The sequence below is a fragment of the Rania fehmarnensis genome (assembly GCF_056494185.1).
The window spans coordinates 6396393-6418180 of sequence record NZ_CM151398.1 but is presented as its reverse complement, the minus strand read 5'-3'; the positions used below and the strand labels follow the sequence as shown (position 1 = coordinate 6418180).

The 21788-nt window shown below is 53.4% G+C and carries 12 protein-coding genes; 8 read left to right on the top strand and 4 right to left on the bottom strand.

Annotated features, from left to right (window positions below):
• The first annotated feature begins 2 nt into the window (after positions 1-2).
• Positions 3-545 (top strand): ECF-type sigma factor, encoded by a 543-nt coding sequence (locus tag SH573x_RS22000; protein WP_479349946.1) that lies wholly within the window; start codon positions 3-5, stop codon positions 543-545.
• Between the two features lie 146 nt (positions 546-691).
• Here SH573x_RS22000 and SH573x_RS21995 read toward each other — a convergent pair whose 3' ends face one another.
• Together SH573x_RS21995 and SH573x_RS21990 are read right to left on the bottom strand one after the other, a co-directional pair.
• Positions 692-2074, bottom strand: coding sequence for a DUF1552 domain-containing protein (locus SH573x_RS21995; protein WP_479349945.1), 1383 nt, complete (start codon positions 2072-2074; stop codon positions 692-694).
• Positions 2064-3977 carry a DUF1592 domain-containing protein gene (locus SH573x_RS21990; protein WP_479349944.1) on the bottom strand — a complete coding sequence of 638 codons (1914 nt, stop codon included), beginning with the start codon at positions 3975-3977 and terminating at the stop codon, positions 2064-2066. Before SH573x_RS21990 ends, SH573x_RS21995 begins: the two co-directional genes overlap by 11 nt.
• 408 nt (positions 3978-4385) lie before the next feature.
• Here SH573x_RS21990 and SH573x_RS21985 point away from each other — a divergent pair, with 408 nt between their 5' ends.
• The 3 genes from SH573x_RS21985 (at position 4386) to SH573x_RS21975 (ending at position 9368) form a co-directional block, all read left to right on the top strand.
• A complete protein-coding gene (locus SH573x_RS21985) occupies positions 4386-7151 on the top strand; it encodes a glucuronyl esterase domain-containing protein (RefSeq protein ID WP_479349943.1) in 2766 nt (921 codons plus the stop codon).
• A gap of 641 nt (positions 7152-7792) precedes the next feature.
• Positions 7793-8590: a helix-turn-helix transcriptional regulator gene (locus SH573x_RS21980; RefSeq protein WP_479349942.1), complete on the top strand. Its 798-nt coding sequence runs from the start codon at positions 7793-7795 to the stop codon at positions 8588-8590.
• A 214-nt stretch (positions 8591-8804) separates the two neighbouring features.
• Positions 8805-9368 (top strand): hypothetical protein, encoded by a 564-nt coding sequence (locus tag SH573x_RS21975; RefSeq protein ID WP_479349941.1) that lies wholly within the window; start codon positions 8805-8807, stop codon positions 9366-9368.
• Positions 9369-9471: 103 nt separating this feature from the next.
• Here the strand turns inward: SH573x_RS21975 and SH573x_RS21970 are convergent, their stop codons facing one another.
• Positions 9472-10287 (bottom strand): PEP-CTERM sorting domain-containing protein, encoded by an 816-nt coding sequence (locus SH573x_RS21970; RefSeq protein ID WP_479349940.1) that lies wholly within the window; start codon positions 10285-10287, stop codon positions 9472-9474.
• A gap of 558 nt (positions 10288-10845) precedes the next feature.
• Here SH573x_RS21970 and SH573x_RS21965 point away from each other — a divergent pair.
• Both SH573x_RS21965 and SH573x_RS21960 read left to right on the top strand, forming a co-directional pair.
• Positions 10846-11694, top strand: coding sequence for a dienelactone hydrolase family protein (locus SH573x_RS21965; protein ID WP_479349939.1), 849 nt, complete (start codon positions 10846-10848; stop codon positions 11692-11694).
• A gap of 1102 nt (positions 11695-12796) precedes the next feature.
• Positions 12797-14332, top strand: a complete 1536-nt coding sequence (locus SH573x_RS21960) for a YifB family Mg chelatase-like AAA ATPase (protein ID WP_479349938.1) — start codon at positions 12797-12799, stop codon at positions 14330-14332.
• Positions 14333-14455: 123 nt separating this feature from the next.
• Here the strand turns inward: SH573x_RS21960 and SH573x_RS21955 are convergent, their stop codons facing one another.
• Positions 14456-15121, bottom strand: a complete 666-nt coding sequence (locus tag SH573x_RS21955; protein WP_479349937.1) for a hypothetical protein — start codon at positions 15119-15121, stop codon at positions 14456-14458.
• A 900-nt stretch (positions 15122-16021) separates the two neighbouring features.
• Between SH573x_RS21955 and SH573x_RS21950 the strand changes: the two genes are divergently transcribed.
• Together SH573x_RS21950 and SH573x_RS21945 are read left to right on the top strand one after the other, a co-directional pair.
• Positions 16022-17083, top strand: coding sequence for a c-type cytochrome (locus SH573x_RS21950; protein ID WP_479349936.1), 1062 nt, complete (start codon positions 16022-16024; stop codon positions 17081-17083).
• Between the two features lie 70 nt (positions 17084-17153).
• On the top strand, positions 17154-21143 hold the full coding sequence (locus tag SH573x_RS21945) for an InlB B-repeat-containing protein (RefSeq protein ID WP_479349935.1): 3990 nt from the start codon (positions 17154-17156) through the stop codon (positions 21141-21143).
• Positions 21144-21788 lie beyond the last annotated feature (645 nt).

The following is a 21788-nucleotide window of genomic DNA, read 5'->3' as shown; positions in this document are numbered from 1 at the left end:
CCATGACCAAACTGCTTGAAGCAGCCAACCGCGGAGATCAACAGGCTGCTGCGGAATTGTTGCCTCTCGTCTATCAAGAGTTGCGGCGCCTCGCGACCGCGAAAATGGCGCATGAAAAACCAGGTCAAACTATCGATGCTACAGGGCTGGTCCACGAGGCCTACTTAAAGCTGGTCGGCGACCGGGGATTTAATGACCGGCATCACTTCTTCCGAGTTGCCGCGGAGGCCATGCGTCAAATCCTCGTCGACCGTGCGCGAAAACGCAAACGCTCGCGGCATGGTGGCGATCGCCAGCGAGTCAGCTTGTCCGAAGCGGCAAGTCTCGCCGAAATGCCTGACGATGATCTGCTGGCCCTGGATGAAGCTTTGTCGCAGTTTACCCAGCAAGATCCACAGAAATCAGAACTGGTAAAGTTGAGATACTTCGCGGGTTTGTCAGAACAGGACGCTGCCAATGCCTTAGGTATCTCGAGAGCCACTGCCAGTCGCCATTGGGCGTTCGCCAGAGCATGGTTGATTCAAGCCATGGCGGCTAACAGCTAGCGATTATCTGCGAGCGAATTACGGCTACCTGGACAAGGGAGCCACAAAACGCAGAGGATCGCAGAGAAGACCCCTGCCAGATAAGACCCCTGCCGGAAAAGACTCAGATGACTAGAGCGACAACAAATCAGCCACCATTGTGAAGGTTAGAGATTGTGAGTCATGTCCTTTATCTGTTGGGTCGCGATGCCAATGGGGCGATCGAGCGGGATGCCAGCGCAGGCTAGGATCGTGGTGAGCAGGTCGCCTTGATTGCCTTTGGTGTCTGGCAGGAAGCGGCCCGTGTTGATCGTGCCACCACCCTTGCCGGCGATGATAAAGGGGAGGTTGTCGCGCGAGTGTTTGTTGCCATCTTCGAGGCCCGAGCCCCACATCATGATGCAGTTGTCGAGCAAAGTGCCGTCCCCTTCGCGGAGACTGGCCATCTTCTTGACCATGTAGGCGAACTGGGCGATGTTGAACGCAGTGATCGCGGCGACTTTCGCGACTTGCTCGGGCCTGTTCTCGTGGTGAGTCTGAGAGTGATGCTCGTCATTGAACCCAAGCTCGGGATAGGACACACCGTTGGGCGTGGAGCCGATGTAGGTGCTGACGCGAGTTGTGTCGGTCTGAAAGGCGAGCACGTTGAGGTCGCACATGACCTGCATGTATTCGCTGCGTTTGTCGCCTACAGGAATCTTGATTTCGATCGGTGGGGAATCGGAGGCATTGCGTTTGCTCGCAGCTACTCCGGCCTTTTCCAGCGCGGCCTCCTTTTGAAGATACTCGATGGCGGCGATGCGACGCTCCACGGCGCGCACGCTGTCAAGGTATTCATCCAGTTTGTGCTGGTCGTCTCGTGGGAGTTTCCGGCGCAGATTTTTGGCGCCATCAAGAACCAAATCGAGCATCTGACGATCGAGCGGGTCTACTCTTTCGAGTTGTCCAGGTTGATCAGTTTTGCCGAACAGTCGGTTGAGTACGTTGCGAGGATTCGTTTCGGCAGGGACTGGCTGCGTCGGCGAACGGAAGCTGCAGTGCGTGTAGTATCCTTCGTTCAAGCCTTCCTGGTTCTCTTTGTGCGTCTGCGGCATCGTAGCCAACTCCAGCGAACGCAGCGAAGTGAAACCACCTACAAAGTTGGCCGCGATCTGGTCCGCAGATATCGCTATGTTGATCTGGCTTCGCGTGTCCGCATCGGGTAGCTGCGCCGTGAGCCAAGTCGACAGCTCCAGCGCATGCGGCGCGCCACCGAACGGCATGATCGGTACGCCCGAGATGCCCTTCATGAGCAAGCACTGATCAAGTATGGGCCGCAGCGATTCCAAAGCAGGCGGCGGCGAACTCAGAAAACTCTCCGCACTGGCCGGCCAGAACTGATCTGGAATGACACCGTGCGGCATGTACATGAAGCTAAGTCGGACGGGTGGTTTGACGCTCTCATCCTTGTGTTCATCAGCCCAGCCCATCGTTTCCAAAAGCGGTAGCGCTAGGGCGGCGCCGAGGCCTTTCAAATGTGTACGACGATCGATACGGAATTTATTGACCATTGGTCTGCGTGGCCTCGGGTTCATGAACGCGGCGATTAATGAATGGATAACTGGTGACGATCTCAGAAATCAAGTCCTGCATGCGGTAGCCATCGTTCGCGATGGCCTCCATCAATTGATCGACCACGATCTCATCGTAGCCTTCGAGCTGGCGGCACAAGGCATAGGCGAGCAATTTTCGAGTGAGGTTCCTAGCCAACTCTTCCTTGCGCGCGGCGATGATGGCTTTCAGTTCGCGTGGCGATGAAAAATGTTGGTCACCCGGTAACTCGCCCGCGGCGTCGATTGCGCCGCCCGTATCGTCTTGATCTCGCCAGCGGCCGATGGCATCAAAGTTCTCCAAACCAAAGCCGATCGGGTCGAGAATCTTGTGGCAGTTCGCGCACACGGCGTTTGTTCGATGGAGTTCGGTGCGCTGCCGCAGAGTCAGACTCTCCACCGCTTGCTGGTCTTGCTTTTCCAATGGCGGAACGTTCGGCGGCGCCGGCGGCACGTGTTCTCCGAGCACTTGTTCAAGCACCCACACGCCGCGCTTCACGGGACTGGTCCGATTCGGGAAAGAGGTCGTCGCCAGGATGCCGGGCATGCCGAGGATTCCGCCTCGATTCCTGTCCTCCAGCTGTACTTTGCGCATCTCGGGGCCAGTAACCGTTTTTTCCAGACCGTAGAGCGCGGCCAGAGTGCCGTTGAGGAAAGTGTAATCGCTATCTACGAAGTCGATCACGCTGCGGTTCTCGCGGACGATACTGTCGAAGAACAACCGCGCCTCGTCCACCATCGCCGCGCGCATCTCGGCTGTCATTTGAGGAAACATCGCGGTATCAAACGTCTTGCTCTCCAAGTCCATCATGCCAAGCCACTGCGCGCCGAAGCCATCGAACAGCGCCCGCGACCTGGGATCGGCGAGCAACCGCTTCACCTGTGCGCGGAGGACCGACTGGTCGTGAAGCTTCCCCGCATCTGCAAGCGCGGATAGTTCCGCATCGGGCATCGTCGCCCAGAGCAGATACGACAGGCGCGAAGCGAGTTGATAGTCATCCAGCGGCGCAATGGTCTGTCCCACCTCCGGCTCCTTCTCCGGTGTGATGAACAGGAACTGAGGAGAAACAAGGACTGCCTTGAGCATCAGACGCAGCGACGCTGCGTAGTCGAGCTCGTTCTCCTGCGCCAGATCGAAGACCTGTAGCAACATTTCCAGTTCCGCTTCCGATGCTGGCCGGCGATAGGCGTTGCGGGCCAAGCGGGTCGCGACCGTTCTGGCGGCCGCGCGGAGATCGCTGCCTGGCGCGGGCGTGTCACCAAAAAGACGCTGTTGTATTTCCGTTGGTGGCTGATCTTTGGTCGCCAAAATATTGTTTAGCACTTCATTGGCGATGGCGAGATATTGTTCCGATTGAAGCGGCGATAGCGTATTGAGATACCCCTCGCCGAACACCTCATCTGGCAACGCTGCGGCGATGGCCGGATCCACTCCGAAAAGATCCCGCAGGGTGTTGCCATATTCCATCTTGGTCAGCCGACGGATTACAAACGCGCCTGGGTCCTTCGGGCTGAGAAATTTAATCGTATCCATCCAGTCTATGAACATCTGCCGCTCGTCATCGGTCGGCTGCATCTTCGCATCGTCGGGCGGCATGTCGTGCGCCTTGATATTGGCGAGTGCCTGCTTCCAAGTTTTGGTCGAGGAAGATGCTCCGGGTGCTGCTAGCGTCGGGGCAAAGTTGATACCGCCCTCCATTCTGTGAATACCATGGCAGTCCGTGCAGTAGGACTTGAAGAAGGGCGCGACGCGCTCCTCGAAGACCTTCTTTGTCTCAGCCTCGAGCGCCACAAAATCTTGCTCCTGGGCCGTTGCAGCCGCGGCCATGGTCAGGGTCAATAAAAAGCACAGGAAGTTTCTCAAATTTGCATCTTGAAGAAAGTGTCAGGAAGTAGGCAGGGCGGAAAGGTGGCGGGGTTGTTCCATCATAGCAACTCGGCTTGCCTTAGTCATCCTGCTTGGGGTGCAGCTCATGTTCCGGGGATTTTTCATTCATTGGTCGGTTTGTTGCCTGAGAGTTGCCAAAAAGAACGGCTCGGCACTACCGCCGCTTGCGAATCCCCCGATTGCAGCCTCGTTAATTGCTTTACGCGTAAATGATTGATGCGTAAAGTAATGGTGCTCGATTCCTTGCGTATCTTGCGTGGGTGGGAGCATGACTCAATTTACCCATGCTAGTTTCCAAGTTTCGAATGCCGGGTGGGCGTGCTGGCCCAAGTTCTATTAAAATGGGCTCTCAACTCCCCAAGGCCCTTTTGCAGAAAGCTCATCATGCGTGCGTCGATCGTTTTATCGCTGTGTGTGCTGTTTCCCATCAGTGAGGATTTGGGCCGTCGCCTAATCGCTCAGGAAACAACTCCCGACGATCTGAAGAAGCAGACCACAACTGTGGTGACATTCTCTACTCAAGACGATCATCGCGATATGCAGCAGCAACTCGGCATCACGAAGTTGCGTCCTGGTCCAAGTGGTGATCCAGACAATCCCAATGCAGCCAATACCGACGAAACGAAAGCCAATCCTTTTCCGAACCTCCCGGAACTCATGACGTTGAAAGACGGCACGAAGGTCACCACATCCCAGCAGTGGTGGAAGCAACGTCGTCCAGAAATTGTGGAAGACTTTGAACGCGAAGTGCTTGGGAGAATTCCCAGTGGTGTGCCTGCCGTTAATTGGAAAGTGGTAAAGTCGATAGAGAAGAAATTGGGCGAGACCGACGTCATCGAGAAACGACTGGTTGGTCAAGTTGACAACTCTGGTTGCCCAGAGATTGAGGTCAACATCATGATGTCTATCATCCTACCGAAAGAAACCCAAGGGCCGGTGCCTGCCTTGATGCAATTCGGTTTCACTGCTTGGGGTCTCGATGGGGAAGATGTTAACTTTGGCGGTCGCAGATTCGGAGAACCTCGTCCGGGTGGCCCGCCTTCGAAAGAACAGCAACTGGTCGAAGCCGGGTGGGCGGCTGTGACCATCAATGCCAACAGTATTCAGGAAGATTCCGGAGGCGAACAACAACGACGATTTGGCCCACCTCGGCCAGCAGGACAGACCGGCGGCGGTTTGACTCGCGGCATCATCGGCCTTTCCAACAAAGGGCAACCGCGCAAACCGGATCAGTGGGGTTCGCTGCGCGCCTGGGCCTGGGGAGCTTCTCGCGGACTTGATTACCTTGAGACCGAGCCGGCAGTAAACGCGAAGAGGGTCGGCATTGATGGAGTCTCGCGTTACGGCAAGGCAGCACTCGTTACCATGGCCTTCGACGAACGATTCGCCATGGCACTTGTCGCTTCGTCAGGTGAAGGCGGTGCGAGTCTCTATCGCAGGAACTTTGGTGAAGCCGTCGAGAACCTGACAGGTTCGGGTGAATATCATTGGATGGCTGGCAACTTCTTGAAATACGGTACGGCTGAATCTACGTTTGGCTCGAAGAACGCCAGCGATCTACCCGTTGATGCTCATATGTTGATCGCGTTATGTGCTCCGCGAATGACTTTCATCAGCTATGGCGTTCCCGAGAAGGGAGACGCATTGTGGCTGGATCAACAAGGCAGCTTCATGGCAACCATCGCAGCTCAACCAGCTTTCCGCCTACTCGGCGCGCGAGACCTGGGCCGCAGCGACGACTACAACAACGAGAAAATGCCGCCGGTCAATACGGACCTGCTCAGCGGCGAACTGGCCTGGCGGCAACATGATGGTGGTCATACCGATGTGCCAAATATTCCACACTTTATCAAGTGGGCCAATCGGCTGTTTGAAGAGTCGAAAGCCAAGTCGCGACTACAGCCGCAGCCAATCGTAACCTATCCACTGGGCGACCAATCGAAGGTGGACGGCGACTTGAGAGGCAAGCTGAACGGCCCTTTCCTGTTCCACAGCCAGATCCTTGAAAACACCGTGCGGAAGTATTGGGTCTATGTTCCTTCGACCTATACCGCAGACAAGCCAGCGGCCGTGTTGGTATTTCAAGATGGTGCCCGGGCCACCAATCCCAACGGCGTCTTGAGAGTGCAAAATGTCTTAGAGAATCTGAGTGTCAAGAATCAGATACCGACAACCATTGGCATCTTCATAACACCAGGTCAACGTGGCGCTGAGTTTCCCGAGGACATTGGCACAGGCAATCCCAATAATCGCGATCGCGAGTACGACGTACTCGACGACAAGTACGCGCGGTTCATTATCGAGGAGATGTTGCCCGAAGTTGGCAAGAGTTACAACTTGACATCCGATCCTGCCTTGCGAGCCATTGGCGGATCGAGCAGTGGAGCGATCTGCGCTTTCACCGTTGCCTGGCATAGACCTGATCAATTCAGAAATGTCGTCAGCATGATCGGTAGTTTTACCAACATCCACGGCGGGCATGTCTACCCTGACCTTATCTTAAAAGAGCCGAAGAAGCCGATTCGCATTTTCTTGCAGGATGGAATTCATGATCTGCGTAGTCCTCAGAACTTGGAACGCGATTGGTATCTTCAGAATCAAAAGATGAAAGCGGCGTTTACAGAAAAAGGTTACGATTTTGCGTTTGTCTTAGGCGAGGGCGGCCATTCCGACGATCACGGCGGCGCGATGCTGCCTCAAATGTTGCGATGGATTTGGCGAGACGCGCCGGGCATCGAGCCGCCCACCGACGACTTGGTGGCAGAAGCGGCCGCAATCAAACCCAACATTGCAGACCCGTTCCCAGGCTTGGATGAATCCAAGTCAGTGGACATGACTGGAACGTGGAAGTGGGAAAGAACCTTTGGCCCCAATCGAACACAATTCACTCTTGAGCTCACGATGGCGGGCGACAAAGTATCTGGAATTTTGATAACAAAACGCGGTGACGAAGAGCCTGCCTCACAGTCGATTTCCAATGTCGAACTTAACGGCAACCAGCTCGTCTTCGATGCTAATAGCCAGTTCCGCAATGTGAATGTTCCCACAACGTACGCCGCGATTGTCACAGATAACAAGATGGTTGGTTGGACGATGAGTGAATTCAACGGCAGCCAACGTGACACTCGCTGGGAGTGCAATCGGCAGTAACCCAAGCTTACCGCAGCCTGCTCGAACCAGGTTACTCCAAACTTTCAGAGTGACTCAGGCTGCGGCATAGGACTTTACTTACATCAAAGCGGTGCCAGGTGGCCCCGCACTCCAAAGGTGACTCCTTGGAGTGCTGCGGCGCAGCCGTAGCTTTGATGTGATAACCAAACTATACCGCGGCCTGCTCGAACCAGGTGACTCCAAACTTCCAGAGTGACTCAGGTTGCGGCTAAGGACTTTAGTTACATCAAAGCGGTGCCAGATGGCACCGCACTCCAAGGCTGACTCCTTGGAGTGCTGCGGCGCAGCCGTAGCTTTGATGTGAGAACCAAACTATACCGCAGCCTGCTCGAACTAGGTGACTCCAAACTTTCAGAGCGACTCAGGTTGCGGCTAAGGACTTTAGTTACATCAAAGCGGTGCCAGATGGCCCCGCACTCCAGGGGTGACTCCTTGGAGTGCTGCGGCGCACCGTAGCTTTGATGTGCTAAATCAAGGACAGGTCAAAAGGTCGATGTGTGCCTCAGCTATAATCAGTCTCATCTGCACCGGCAACCGCGAGAACAGTTAGAAGATAATGTGAATTGATCCCTGGCCGGCTGGTCGGATCTGCAGTCGTATCTACCGTAGGATGATGCTGAATGTCGAGTTACCCGCTCACCTATATCGAACACCCTGTGGATGGCCCAGTTGGCGATCTTCTTCTGTGTGGCTGGGAATTTACTGCCGACAGCAACTTGCCGGGTGTTTACGCACATCATGTTGTACCAGATGGCTGCGTAACACTGCTTTACAAAGCATATCCTCAACTGCCTCATGCGTTTCTGATGTTCATGGGGCCTCGCACCCGCGAGCACCGTGTTGATATTCGGGCGGGCGATCATTATTGCGGCATTCGCTTTTGGCCGGATTGTGGTGGTTTGATATTGGGCGTCTCCGCTCTTGAACTATTCGAAAGGTCCGAGCCATTGGTGAATCTGGCGCCCCATCTCTCAGGAGCTCTTGAAGAACAACTCCGCAATTGTCGACCACTAGATGCGATTTCGATCTTGTGTCGGTTTGTGGCTCGACGTCGCGATCAATGTCCAGTCGTAGATCCAATTGTTCGACGTTGCTTACAGGCGATTCAAGCGAGTGATGGAAACTGCTCGATACGTGAGATCGCGGATCAACTAGAAATCAGCCCACGCCAGTTGCAACGTCGCTTTCGAACCCGAGTTGGGATAACACCTAAAGAGTACTGCCGCATTCGGCGAATGCGTCACGCTTTGTCCAACGTCGTGCAGCCCAAACCCAAGGGTTGGAGCATTGTCGCCGCGGAAAGTGGTTTCGCCGATCAATCGCATCTGACGCGTGAAGCGATCGACCTAACAGGCATGTCGCCGTCGCGTTTTGAAGATCGTGTCCAGCCCATTCACCATCGCAATATCAAACCGTGAATCAGACTGTGGATGTCGCAATTATTCAAGACATCGCCAAACCCTGACGGAATAATATCTCGAACGTTCATCGCAGCGCTGTGTGATTTCAACTCGCTATCGTGCCCGTGCATCCAAGCCACGTCCGAAAGTAGAGGTCGAAAATTGCTGCAACTGAACCAAATCTGTCTCACGATTTGATAGTCATCGCTTCCCAAAATTAGGAGTTCTACAGATGCAGTCGATCCGCTGGTTCTCGCTCTTGATCCTCCTCAGCCTTGTCTCGCTACCACTTCACTTGGTCCGCGCTCAATCGAATCCTAATCCGGAGGTTGGCAAAACAGCTATGGCTAAACTCTCGTCACTCATCGGACGCTGGGAAGGCGAGGCAACGATCATGCAAGGTCCAGGTCGCATACTAAAAGTCAAGCAATCCGAGGTCGTGCAGAAGAAACTCGATGGTAATGTCCTGCTGATTGAAGGAACAGGGCGCGAGAACTCAGCTACAGATGGCGAGAAGATCGTATTTCAAGCCTTAGCCGTTTGCAACTTCGATCCCATCAGCCAGAAGTATAAGTTCCATGCCTTTCGAGATAACGGGATGTCGATTGTGGCAGATGCCGAGCTGACCGATACCGGCTTTATCTGGGGCTTTGAAGATGGTCGTGGAGGAAAGATCCGCTACACCGTGACGCTCAAGGGCGATACTTGGACAGAAATCGGTGAATATCTCGTCGAGGGCCAACCCGCACGAAAAACTTTTGAAATGACGGTAAAGCGTATTTCGGAAGCTCGTTAATCGCCGCGTAGTCAATGGTCTAATGGAAACAAAGCCTGGCCCTTGCGCAACTGGGCGTCAGCCTTGGGCTAGGACGCATGCCTCAAAAATCAGCGCCAAACTTTTAGCTTGCCAAATGAAATTTCCCCACCTGGCAATTTCGTTTACGAATGCGATAAGGGACAAGCGCCAGCAGTCCGGTGGCTATTAGGAACATCGAAGAAGGCTCCGGTACGGTATGAACCCCACTGGCAAAGCCCACCTGTGGATCCGTTAAACTGTTTACTGCACCCATTCGTCGGTACAGAGGAACTGGCGGATTAAGTGGAGGCGGAATATGACTACCGCTCGGCGGCAGAGTAGTGATGCCCGGCAAGGACAGCGTGTGGGGAATGCGATTGTAGAAGGTGCTACCACCTGCATCGACTTCGAAAAAAACATCAAAGAAGCTATCGCCTGATACAAAACCGGTTGGACCAACAAGCACAGGCAAGCCGATCGGCGAAGAGACCACGTTGGTGATCTGGCCCAATGTGGGCGCCTGCTGCACGCCGTTGTCCGCCCCGATCCGCACAACCATGGGCCCGACATTAACACTGGTTCCCGTCAATGTCAAACCGAGAATCTCCGTATCAATGAAGCTAGACGCCGTACCATCGCCTAAACCTTGTTGCTGTTGTCTGACAATGGAAAAAGGACCCGAAGTCAGTGTGACCAATTCAGTAAAACCACCCGGAAAAAATGGATCGTTGATTTGAATGGTAAAGTCAGCTGTCGAATTGGTGACTGTATCAGTGCCCGCGATAACGATACCAGCCCTCGCTAACGATGGCATCTGACTTGCCATCCCAAACATACATACGAAAGCAATAAGTCGACTCGTGCAGTTGCTCATCGCCTTTTCCCGTTTGGAGTAGAGATTTTTGTGGACGCGTGGCAAGACGTCATGGCCGCGTAGAGTTTCTTTCGCTCGGCCCGACGAGCTACCAACACTTCAATCACTTCGAACATCTAGATCATTCTTACGACAAATGCGTCCGACCGGAATCAATAGACCTGCCAAAACGTGCATCGAGAAATCCACCATAATTCGAAAAAAATGGGGCAGGTCTGGGTCAGGTCTCATTTAATGGAGCATTGATCCTCCTCGCTAGTGATGGTTCGATTGGTGATGGTCAGTTCCGCTTACGTTTCGGGAACGCCAAGCAGTCGTTCGCATAATTTTTAACCAGGTCAGTTACATTCACAGAAGACCCTCGCGACCGACCATTTACGATGGGGTTGATCCATTGTTATCCGAACGTTGTGGTGTCCTCCAAACAAGGCGGAATCTTGTACCACCGTCACTGCGTGCGACGAGTTTAGAATGACTTGGACGTAAAAGCCGCTAGAATTAGCAGTCGGGGATTCAAGTCTGCCCTGCATTACTCGTGGAGCGTATGCAGATTTCAGACTGGATCGGGTCAACGTAAGCTCTCACTTTCGATAGCAGTAGAACATGTGCGATCAAGATCATTTTGACGAAGATGTAAAAAAGTACTCCCGCAGAGATTTAGGCGTTATGGTTTCAGCCGGAGTTGGGGCCGCCCTTTTGTTACCGAAATCGGCTTTTGCCGCGGAAGTGGCTGAGAACGAAGTAGAAATCAAAACGCCGGATGGTGTTTGTGATGCGTACTTCGTAACACCTAAAGAAGGCGCCCATGCAGCAGTGATTGTGTGGCCCGATATCTTCGGCTTGCGTCCGGCGTTCAGGCAGATGGGCAGGCGGCTAGCCGAATCTGGTTACAGTGTTCTGGTAGTCAATCCATTCTATCGATCCAAGAAAGCGCCTGTCGCCACGGACGCTAGCAGCACACCGATTCAAGAGGTCTTTCCGCTAGCGAGAACTTTGAGCGAGAAGACGCACAACGTAGATGCCAAAGCACTGATCGAGTGGCTGGACGCCCAGCCGCAAACCGACAAGAAAAAGAAGATCGGTACGATCGGCTATTGCATGGGGGGCCCCATTGTCATGCGAACCGCAGCGGCCGTACCTGAACGAGTTGGTGCTGGTGGGACATTTCATGGTGGTGGACTCGTTACCCAAAAGCCAGATAGTCCTCACCTGTTGATACCCAAGATGAAAGCTCAGTTTCTGATTTGCATTGCCGAGAACGATGACCAGAAAGAACCAGAAGCTAAGGATGTGCTGAAGGAGTCGTTTGCTCAAGCCAAGCTTCCTGCGGAGATCGAAGTCTATAAAGCTGGGCATGGATGGTGTCCACCTGACACGAAGGTCTACAACCAGGAGCTCTCCGAAAAGGCTTGGTCTCGTTTGCTTGTTTTGTTCGAGAAGGCGTTGGGGTAATTTTAGTGGGTGGACGCTTTCAACTGGCAGGTATCGGCACGCAAGATCGCGGCAAACCTTTTGAGGAGGTCCGAAAGTGTGCAAGTCGGGGCCTGACCCGGGCCTGACCCCGTTTATTCAAAGTTTGCGATCTTTGTTTGCACCGCTTCGAAGCAAAGTTCGCGCAAAGTCTGCCGGATTCCAGAGCTAACCACAGAGGCACTGAGACACAGAGAAAAACCCTGTTGCGGCAGAGTATATCCGGCCGGAACCCGCAACACACTCTCACTCCAAGGCGCTGACGCGCAAAGGCGGAAGCACGAAGCTTTGCGCCTTGGCGCCTTGGCGTGAGACCTCTTCACAATGCCTTTACTGCCATATTGTTTTCCTCTGTGTCTCTGTGTCTCTGTGGTTAACTCTTCGCTTGCTCAATTCTGGCATCGTGACGAGTCAGGTACTCAAAGTTTGCGATCTTTGTTTGCATCGCTTCGAAGCAAAGTTCGCGCAAAGTCTGCCGGATTCCAGAGCTAACCACAGAGGCACTGAGACACAGAGAAAAACCCTGTTGCGGCAGAGTATATCCGGCAGGAACCCGCAACACACTCTCACTCCAAGGCACTGACGCGCAAAGGCGGAAGCACGAAGCTTTGCGCCTTGGCGCCTTGGCGTGAGACCTCTTCACACTGCCTCTACTGCCATATTGTTTTCCTCTGTGTCTCTGTGTCTCTGTGTCTCTGTGTCTCTGTGTCTCTGTGGTTAACTCTTCGCTTGCTCAATTCTGGCATCGTGACGAGTCAGGTACTCAAAGTTTGCGATCTTTGTTTGCACCGCTTCGAAGCAAAGTTCGCGCAAAGTCTGCCGGATTCCAGAGCGAACGTCAACTCTTGTCACCTGTCCCTGCCGAACACGGCTTGCCCGTGAAATGTACGGTATCTCAATTGATACTTTTTCCGAGATTTTTTTTAATTCTCGGTGCCAAAACCGCTAAAAGGTCTTGGCAGGTTCCCTATAAAACAGTGTAGCCGCGTTGCAAGCTGCAAGATGTGCGTGGCACAATGCTGGCACAAATGCTGGCAAAAATGCTAGCCATGTTTGGACCCTTTCCCGAAAGGATGCCTGGCCGATGTTGGCGAAACTGAAGACGCTCTCGCTGTTGGGAATTGATGCGCCGCAGGTGGAAGTGGAAGTCGATGTCTCGCCGACATCGATGCCCAAGACCATGCTGGTCGGTTTACCGGAAGCGGCCGTGAAAGAGAGCACACATCGCGTTGAGCGGGCCTTGGTCAACAGCGGCTTCATGCGCGCCAGTGATCGCATCGTTATCAACCTTGCGCCGGCTGAGCTGCCCAAGCAAGCGGCTTCGTTTGACCTGCCCATCTCGCTAGGGATCTTGGCCGCTAGTGGTCAGATGCAGTCGGAGAAGTTCGATGACTATGCCGTCGTGGGAGAGCTGGCGCTGGAAGGTGCGACTCGGCCAGTGAAGGGTGCGCTATCGATGGCGATGGCCGTGCGCGAAGCGGGTTTGAAAGGGATTGTGGTCCCCAAAGAAAACGCCGGCGAAGCTTCGGTAGTTGAAGAAATCGAAGTTATCCCAGTGGCGTCGCTCACCGAAGCTGTGGGCTTCTTTACCGGTATGCTGGACATCGATCCTCATCCGTCGAATTTGAACGAACTGTTTGCAGAGTACAGTCGCTATGACATCGACTACGCCGACGTCCGCGGCCAAGACGTCGCCAAACGAGCTCTTATAATCGCCGCCGCGGGCTCACATAATTTATTAATGCTAGGGCCACCAGGGTCAGGCAAGACAATGCTGGCCAAGCGTTTGCCTACAATTATGCCTACGCTGACGGCTGAAGAATCCATTGAGACCAGCCGGATATATAGTGCGGTGGGGCGTTTGCCACCTGGTCAACCGTTGATGGCGACTCGACCGTTTCGCTCGCCGCATCATACGATTAGCGATGCGGGTCTGGTTGGTGGCGGCAGTCCGCCTTCGCCCGGTGAGATCAGTTTGGCTCATCATGGTGTGCTGTTCTTAGATGAACTGCCCGAGTTCAACCGGCGGACGCTCGAAGTGATGCGGCAACCGCTGGAAGATCGCATCGTGACCATCTCGCGAGCCCTGCGCAGCACGACCTTTCCCGCTAACTTTATGTTGGTGGCTGCGCTTAATCCGTGTCCGTGCGGTTTTCGCACCGATCCACGCCGGACATGTAACTGCACACCCGTGCAAGTTGAAAGATACATGGCTCGCATCTCGGGTCCGCTGCTCGATCGCATCGACATTCACATCGAAGTGCCCGCTGTGCCTTTTCAAGAACTATCAGCCGGCACGCCGGGCCAGTGTTCCCAGGAGATGCGCACCGACGTGTTGACAGCTCGCCAGTTGCAATTGAAACGTTTCAAAGGCGAGTCAATTCAAACCAATGCGCTAATGAATAGTCGTCAACTGCGTCAATATTGTGTGCTCGACAACATCTCGCGCAACGCGCTGCGTGACAGCGTACACGAGATGGGATTATCAGCTCGCGCCCACGACAAGATCCTCCGCGTGGCCCGCACCATCGCCGACCTTGCCGGCAGCGACTCCATCGAACTTCACCACCTCCACGAAGCCATCAACTATCGCATGCTCGATAGACAACTCATGCAATAAATGGGGCAGGTCTAGACCTGACCCCGTTTATCGCGCTGGAAACGGTGTTGCGACATCTGCGGAATCGCCACCGGAAGATTTGATGGCTAAGTGTTGAGCTACCGAGTTACACCTGGAACTGCTTCACTGTGGCTCGTTCGCCATTTTCTCGAGGACTTCGCGTACACCCTTGTTGGCATTGCCCAGGAACTTCTTTTCTTCGTCACCTGCGAGCTCCAGATAATCCTCCATGGTCATGTCTTCGTCCATTCTCGCCTGGAGCACGAACAGCACTTCCAGTTGCTTTATGCTCAGGTTCTCAAATAAGTTAAGTCTGGGCGGCGGGGTAATCTCTTTCGGTGGTTTTCTCAGAACATCGGCTTCCAGAAACTTCTGCTTCTTGATCTTATTGACAAGCTGCTCCTGCTGTTCTTCACTGAGCTTGCCTAAACGCCAAAAAGCAGCTGAGTAAAAAATTGCTAAACCAAGGTCCCGAGCGTTTTCTGTAATAAAGGCAGCTTGTTGATCTGGAGGCAGCGCCTCGCTAATTAGCTCGCTCATCTTCAACTCAGAGTCAATTTCATCTGCGACGACCTTGGTCCAAAACGCTGTATCAGTCTTGCTTAGTTTTTCGGCCTCGGTCATGTGAGTTTTGCGTTTGTCCAAACAACGTTCCACTTGCGCGCGAAGCTGACTTCGAGCCTCTCGCTCAAATTTCCAACCACGACCTGAAATCCTAACGCCTTGCAAAATTAGCGTTAGTCCACCATTCGATGCGTAGAATGTCTTTAGTTGAAGTGCGGGTGCCATCGGCTGGTCCTCCGTACCGAGCGCGACTGGCTGGGATGGGTCTTGGGATTTCGACTGAGATGCAAGAGTCGCCAAAACCAGAGTACATGCAACGAACGCAATCGCTTTTGAGCAGACCATCTGAATAGACTTCCATCTCTATTTACTCATATACTCATCGGTACGGAAGTTGCGAAATAGGCGAGTTTTGTCTTGATAACCAGCGAAAACCAAAGTACCTGTAAACTTGTCATATGTCCAGATCGGCACTTGTATTCTGAGGGTCACTAAGTAGACGCGATGTGTTTTCTTCGTTGCAGCGAAACAATTTGTGTGGTGCATTCTGCTGCAGACACTTCCACTTCGGTAACGAGCCCCCTCCCGGAGCCTAGCTTAACGCTGGCTCCGACCTCCCCCAAGCAAAGCTTGGGAGAGGTGACGTAAAGCCCTCCGCACAACTGACTGAAAAGCTGTACGATCTGAGTACATTGTAGGAAAAGGAGAGAACCGGTGACCACGCATTAGTTTACACATAAAGCAATTGCCAATGAAAGTAACTTGATTGCATTACGCATAAAGTATGAGCTAACCGCACGGGCCGTCTTTCTACCCTTTGTAATCAAAGGGGAAAAGGGAATTGAAGGGTTTCGCGTTCATGGGGATTAACTCTTGTTCTGGCGAAGTTCATGGAAAGAAAAAGCATAGCGCAATCAAGTTGAAGCAGAGATGTTAAGCTTTATAAAATGTTCTGCAAATATCCAAAGTTTATGAGCGCTAGCAAGTTGGAATTGTGTTATCTTGCGTTTTGGTCTGCTGGTTTTCCAAAAGGACATTCGAATCCGATACGGTTACCCACAATTTTATATATTGGGCTGTACCGGAGGGTGTGCGAGTGATCTACCCTTGGTTTGGAGCAAAAGCATGTTTCGATGTGCTATCGCGTTTCTGCTCGGTGTATTGGCATGTCCCGTCTTGGCAGTCGATCCGATTCAGTATCAAACAGCGTATTTGCAGAATGGGCAAGAAGTTGAGTTTGCTTTAGACGATGCAGCGATACGCAAGACGCATCGAATATCCCTTCAAGGAGTGCTCGGCGGTAAAGGTAGGTTGCTACTAGATGGCAATGTCTGTGCAACCAATGGGTTCGGTGATACGAACGGCTGCACGAAAGTTTATTTTCCCCCACTAGATGTGGAGCTCCTGGAACTGCAGGTCGACGACCCGCTGGTGCTGAACAGAAAGCTCTATGCTGTTAACACGTTCGGGAAGGTCAAGAATTACACGCTGCGTCTGGTTGTTCCCGCTGACGCATCCGCTGCACCCAGGCTACTGTTGAATTCGCACATTGCGCCGGACATCGTGCTACGCACGTTAACGTTGGAACCAGGCGTGGTGAAACCGGAGCAGCGCGGCGGTGGTAACGGCGAAACGAAGGTGGTCACGATCGCTGACTTTGCTTTCTCACCTCCAATTGTGACGATCCATGTGGGAGACTCGATCAAATGGGTCAACAAGGATGCGAGCATTCACACCGCGACCAGGGAAGACGATCCGGCATTTGACACCGGAGCTCTGTCGCAGGGCGAAGAGAAGACGATCGTCTTCAACGAGTCGAGCGGCGAATCTGGATTTGAATATATCTGCTCGCCTCACCCATTCATGAAAGGCCATGTCGTCGTGCTGTCGGCGCCCTCCAGCACGGATGGCATTGAAAGGCATTCCCAAGGGTTAGAGCTAGCTCGCAAGCATGGTTGCCTGAAATGCCATTCGCCCGACCAGAAAAAAGTGGGGCCAGCCTATTCGGCTGTCGCCGATCGTTATCGCGACAGTGCCAAAGCGGAGGAACTGTTGACGAACAAGATTCTCGGCGGAGGTAAAGGCAACTGGTCCGAAGTCACCGGTGGCGTGTTGATGCCACCGCATTCTCGCTCGCTCTCAGACGATGAGGTGAAAGAGCTGATCGCTTGGCTGTTGTCTCAGTAGTTGAGCAGGCCGAGCACGACTGAAGAAGTTTAGATAACGCGAACACCCGGTAGTATGAGGATTGAACTCGATGGCGATTTTCAGTCATAAGTTGTACAACGGTATTCTGCCTTTGGTCACCCTGGCCGTTAGTTGCGGGATGCTGGCCAAGTTGGCATCGGCTGAAGACTTGAAGGTCATCTTCTTTGGGTTAGGAGAAGGGACTGTTACGTCCTCGCCTGGGGGCGTCAATGCGCCGGGGGATTGTGACGAGTCCTTCGGTACTGGTGCAGCGGTCACCTTAACGGCCACTGCGTCGCCTGGTTCATCGTTTGTCGGATGGGAAGGCGATGCGTCGGGGGCGGCCAATGTCGTCACCGTGACAATGGATGCAAACAAAGCGGTGAGAGCGGTGTTCGCGCTCGACACACCGATTCCGACTCTGCGCGACTTCTTGAAACAGACCTTCGAAGACAGCGACGTGGACATCGGATCGGACGTGATCACGATACCAGGTCATGGACTGGCTGACGGACAGAAAGTTCGCTTTGAATCGGCTTCGCTTCCGCCAGGGATTCAGGCCAATACAACGCATTTCGTCAGGCGTGTCGATGCTGATCGGTTTGGAATCGTGGCTTGGTCTGTAGCACCTCCAAGGAGAATGGCTGTCGATATTACCGCTGCCAGCACCGGCGCGATTCACACAGTTTATCCCGAAGGGCCATCGCCCGAACAACTGCAACGCTACTTGGATGCCAACCCGATCGTCACTACAGCAGATCGCTTTCTGGCCGCGCTCGATCCAGAATACAAGTTCAACTGGATTTTAATGACTCGTTCAGAAAGTCTGCAAACGGGCGTAGCCAAGTATCCACGCATCCTGTTGCCCAGTAGTCGAGCGGACTTTGTGTTTACGATTGGGTTGGTGACGCACGGTTCGTTTCCTGGGTCACATCCCAACGCAGTGGAATATATGCAGTGGGATCCGGGTGAGAAGAACTTCAGGTTCCATGAAGTCGTCCTGAATACTATTCCAGACCTGCCCATCGGCGGCCCCACTGATTTCCCTGCTCGCGTGCGCGGTGTGATCAAGGATGACACCAAGTGCTCCAAATGCCATTCGACCAGAAATGTTTTTAATGATGACAGCAGGCACGGTGGGACGACTGGATTTCCGGTTGGATTGGTGAAGGTCAAGAACAAGCCCAACTGGGATGCTTACGACAGTTGGGGCGGGATGTTGCCGTTTAATCGCGATCGAATTTATCAAGGCACGGTGGAAGCGGCCGCGTTTCGGCAGATCTTTAATCTCTGGAACTGGCGCAACAGTTCCGAAAACGACTCGATCCGGCGCATCCTCGAGCAATTAAGGCTACAGGCGAATGATGCGGCGGATCAACACAAGATCACGCGTCTAGCCGACGGTCGAATTCGATTCGGATTTGATCCTGAAGATCCGCCAAGCGAGGAACTACTTCCGGTTGGCTCTTTTCCGGATGTGATGATCAACTACAGTTTCAACCGCAATGTTGGTACTGGATCTGGCACGGAGGTAAAACGAGGCGGCAGCTTTGTCACGCTGCAGCATTCCGACTTCCCAAGTGATGAAGGCAGAGGTGTACAGCTGTTCGATTTTCTCGGCGGTTTGGACGGGCAATACAGTGCTTATCCAAACCAGACGCGCGTCGCTGACGAAGTTATCTCTCATAAATATGCACTTGGCAACGTACCGATCGATGTTCGTCCGATTGCCTTGGCGGTCACGCGTTTCGCGCGAATGGGCGGCAGTGCTCAAATATTGCAAATTAGCGGTTCCAATGTGATCAGCGCTGTACCGGGAGCGCCACTCCGCATTGATATGTCATTTTTTGATGATAGGAGTGGATTAAACATCGAGCAGATGATTCAAGACACACGGACGCGGGCACAGGTGTTGGCACCGCAGCGCGATCGTGCGCAAAGCCTAACTCGTCGCCGAGCGGATATCCAGAAACTGAATCTTGATCGGACGGGTGATTTTTATTTGGATCGGACACCCATGCCGGGTGAAAATCAAAATGGTCTGATTCAGCAATATGGCGAATTCACAATGCAGAGGGACAGCACGGGCATTGACAGATTGCGCCAGGAAGTATTTCGTCGTTTCTCAGATCTTAGCTTGGCTATAGAGGGTAGCATCACTTCACCCGACCAGTCGGAGATGGGAGGCTACTATGTTGATCGTGAAGAGTACTCCAACAATATCCAACCGATGGCTCTGTACCGATACTTTCTGGAGCCACTGGGAGTTTCGGTTGACAAGTGGTCGATGAGCGTACGCGGACGCTCACGTGCCTACAATTTTGCCGATATTTTTGGGACGTATACCAATATCCTCAATGGCGATTTGAGCGATAGCTTGACCAACCAATACAGAGATCCAGCGGATCCGATGCGTTTCTTGGATCCCAATGTGCCAAAGGACTTGATTGAGATGGTCAATATCACCTTGGGTTCTCTGCCAGACCCGAGTGAGGTGCCCACTTTCACTGACATCCAGCGGATCCTTAACAAGAGCTGCATCGAATGCCACGGCGGACTCAACTATCCGCCTTACAGCAATGCAGGCAGGTTTGTCGATCTGTCCGAACAAGAGAACCCGCCAACGTTGACCCCTGTGGAAGATTCTCGATTGTCGCGGTCCCATACACGCACATCCGCCCTGGCCGATCGAATTCGAGACCTGCTCAGTCAAACCAGTGAGGACTGCGAAATTGGCGGCAGTGTCCCCGATGACCTGATGCCCTGCCAAGGCCCACCGCTAACAAGAGCCGACATTCAGACGTTTGGGCGGTGGGTGGACGGGGGCAGTCCGTTTTCGCATGGCGATCCGCATTTGCGAACTGTCGACGGGACACGCTACGACTTTCAAGCCGCTGGTGAGTTCGTTTTGCTGAGCGGGCTAGGTACCGAAATCCAATCACGCATGACAGCGGTCAACACTGCCGGACCATTGGGGCCCGACGGTCACACGGGACTGACCACGTGTGTCAGCGTCAACTCGGCTATAGCAATTCGCACTTTTAATGATCGTGTAACGTACCAACCGAATTTGAGTGGTCAGCCAGATTCAAAGGGAATGCAGTTGCGAGTCAACGGTAAGTTGGTGTCGCTGAACGACCTGCCGATGCGTTTGCCGTCGCGTGGAAGAATTGTACGCACCGACAGCCAACACGGGATCCAGGTCCATTTGTTCGGTGGCGGTTCAATCATTATCACGCCCACCTGGTGGCCGCACCAATCGATTTGGTACATGAATATCGATACCCTGAACATACGCGCCACGCGTGGACTGATGGGTGTGATTGCCCCCAAGAACTGGCTGCCTGCGTTGCCCGGCGGCGAGTTGCTGGGACCAAGACCGGCGGATTTGAACGATCGATTTCAGATGCTGTATGAGAAATTTGGAAACGCCTGGAGAGTCACCGACGATACGACACTCTTCGACTATGCTCCGGGTACCTCGACAGCTACGTTCACTGAAAAGTTGTGGCCACGAGGTGAATCAGGCGATTGCAAAGCCCCAATCCCCGGCCGTGCCCCAGTACAGCCGCTACCGCCGATTGCGCGAGAAGAAGCCACGAAACTAGCGGCCGACATTGTAGATCCTGCTCTCCGGGAGAACTGCATCGCTGACTTGATGGCCACCGGCGATCGAATTTTCTTAGAAACCTATCTCCAAGCCGATAAGATCCTTCGAAGTCGACCCGCAGCTCCGACGCTGATTTTTCCGATCGACAACCTGGCGGCTTTGTCAGCACCGATCGACTTTCAGTGGGCTCCACTGGCAAACCAGGACGTGGATGGCGTGACCTACAAACACTACGTTTGGCCGGTCGAAGAAATGCCGGATGATAACGACGCAGTCCCGATTGCATTGCCGGAAGGTGAAATCAAAAATTCCTTTACCAGGACACTTGGTAAATTCGATCCAGGAAAGTCCTATTACTGGAAGATCATCGCTGAAGACAAACATGGATCGCGCAGCGAAAGCCAAATACGTCGCTTCCAGTTGAGGCCACCGAAAGCTCCTAGTCCATAAACGGAATTGTAGGACGGGTCTCCAGGCCCGTCCGAGTTGCATGTAGTTTCTGTTCTCGACTTGATCGTTCACGTTCGTGCCGATGCGCCATGGGATCCACCATGAATGGATCGTCCTGATTTGAAAAACGGGGTCAGGACTGGGTCAGGACTCAATTGCAGTCCGAAAGCGTGCAAGTCGAGACCTGACCCAGACCTGCCCCCACTTTCTCAGCGAAGGCTTGGAATTGGGAAAATCTCAGCCCGTTCGATTGGATTTATGCACACCAAGCCCTGAACTGCTCCCTATAAGATAGTGCCGCAGTTAACGCGTAGCTGAATTTGAGAGATTGATGGCAGGTTCGTAGCTCGACTGGTAAGAGTTCAGAGGCTCGAGCTGCGCGCATACCGCGGGCGATTCCCGCCTACCTTATGCTCGATAGGCAACTGATGTAATAAAAGGGGTGACCCAGATTTTGCTATGCGCCGAGTCAAAAACGGGTCGTTCTTCTTTTTGCTTAACTAATTGCATCGATCCGGTTCCTTGCTTCAGGCCGCCGTGCGCCCCTCATCCCCCGGCCCCTTCTCCCCCAATGAGTACATTGAGGGAGAAGGGGAGAACCGAGTCCGTTGCACTAGTTTACACATAAAGTAATCACAAACTGAA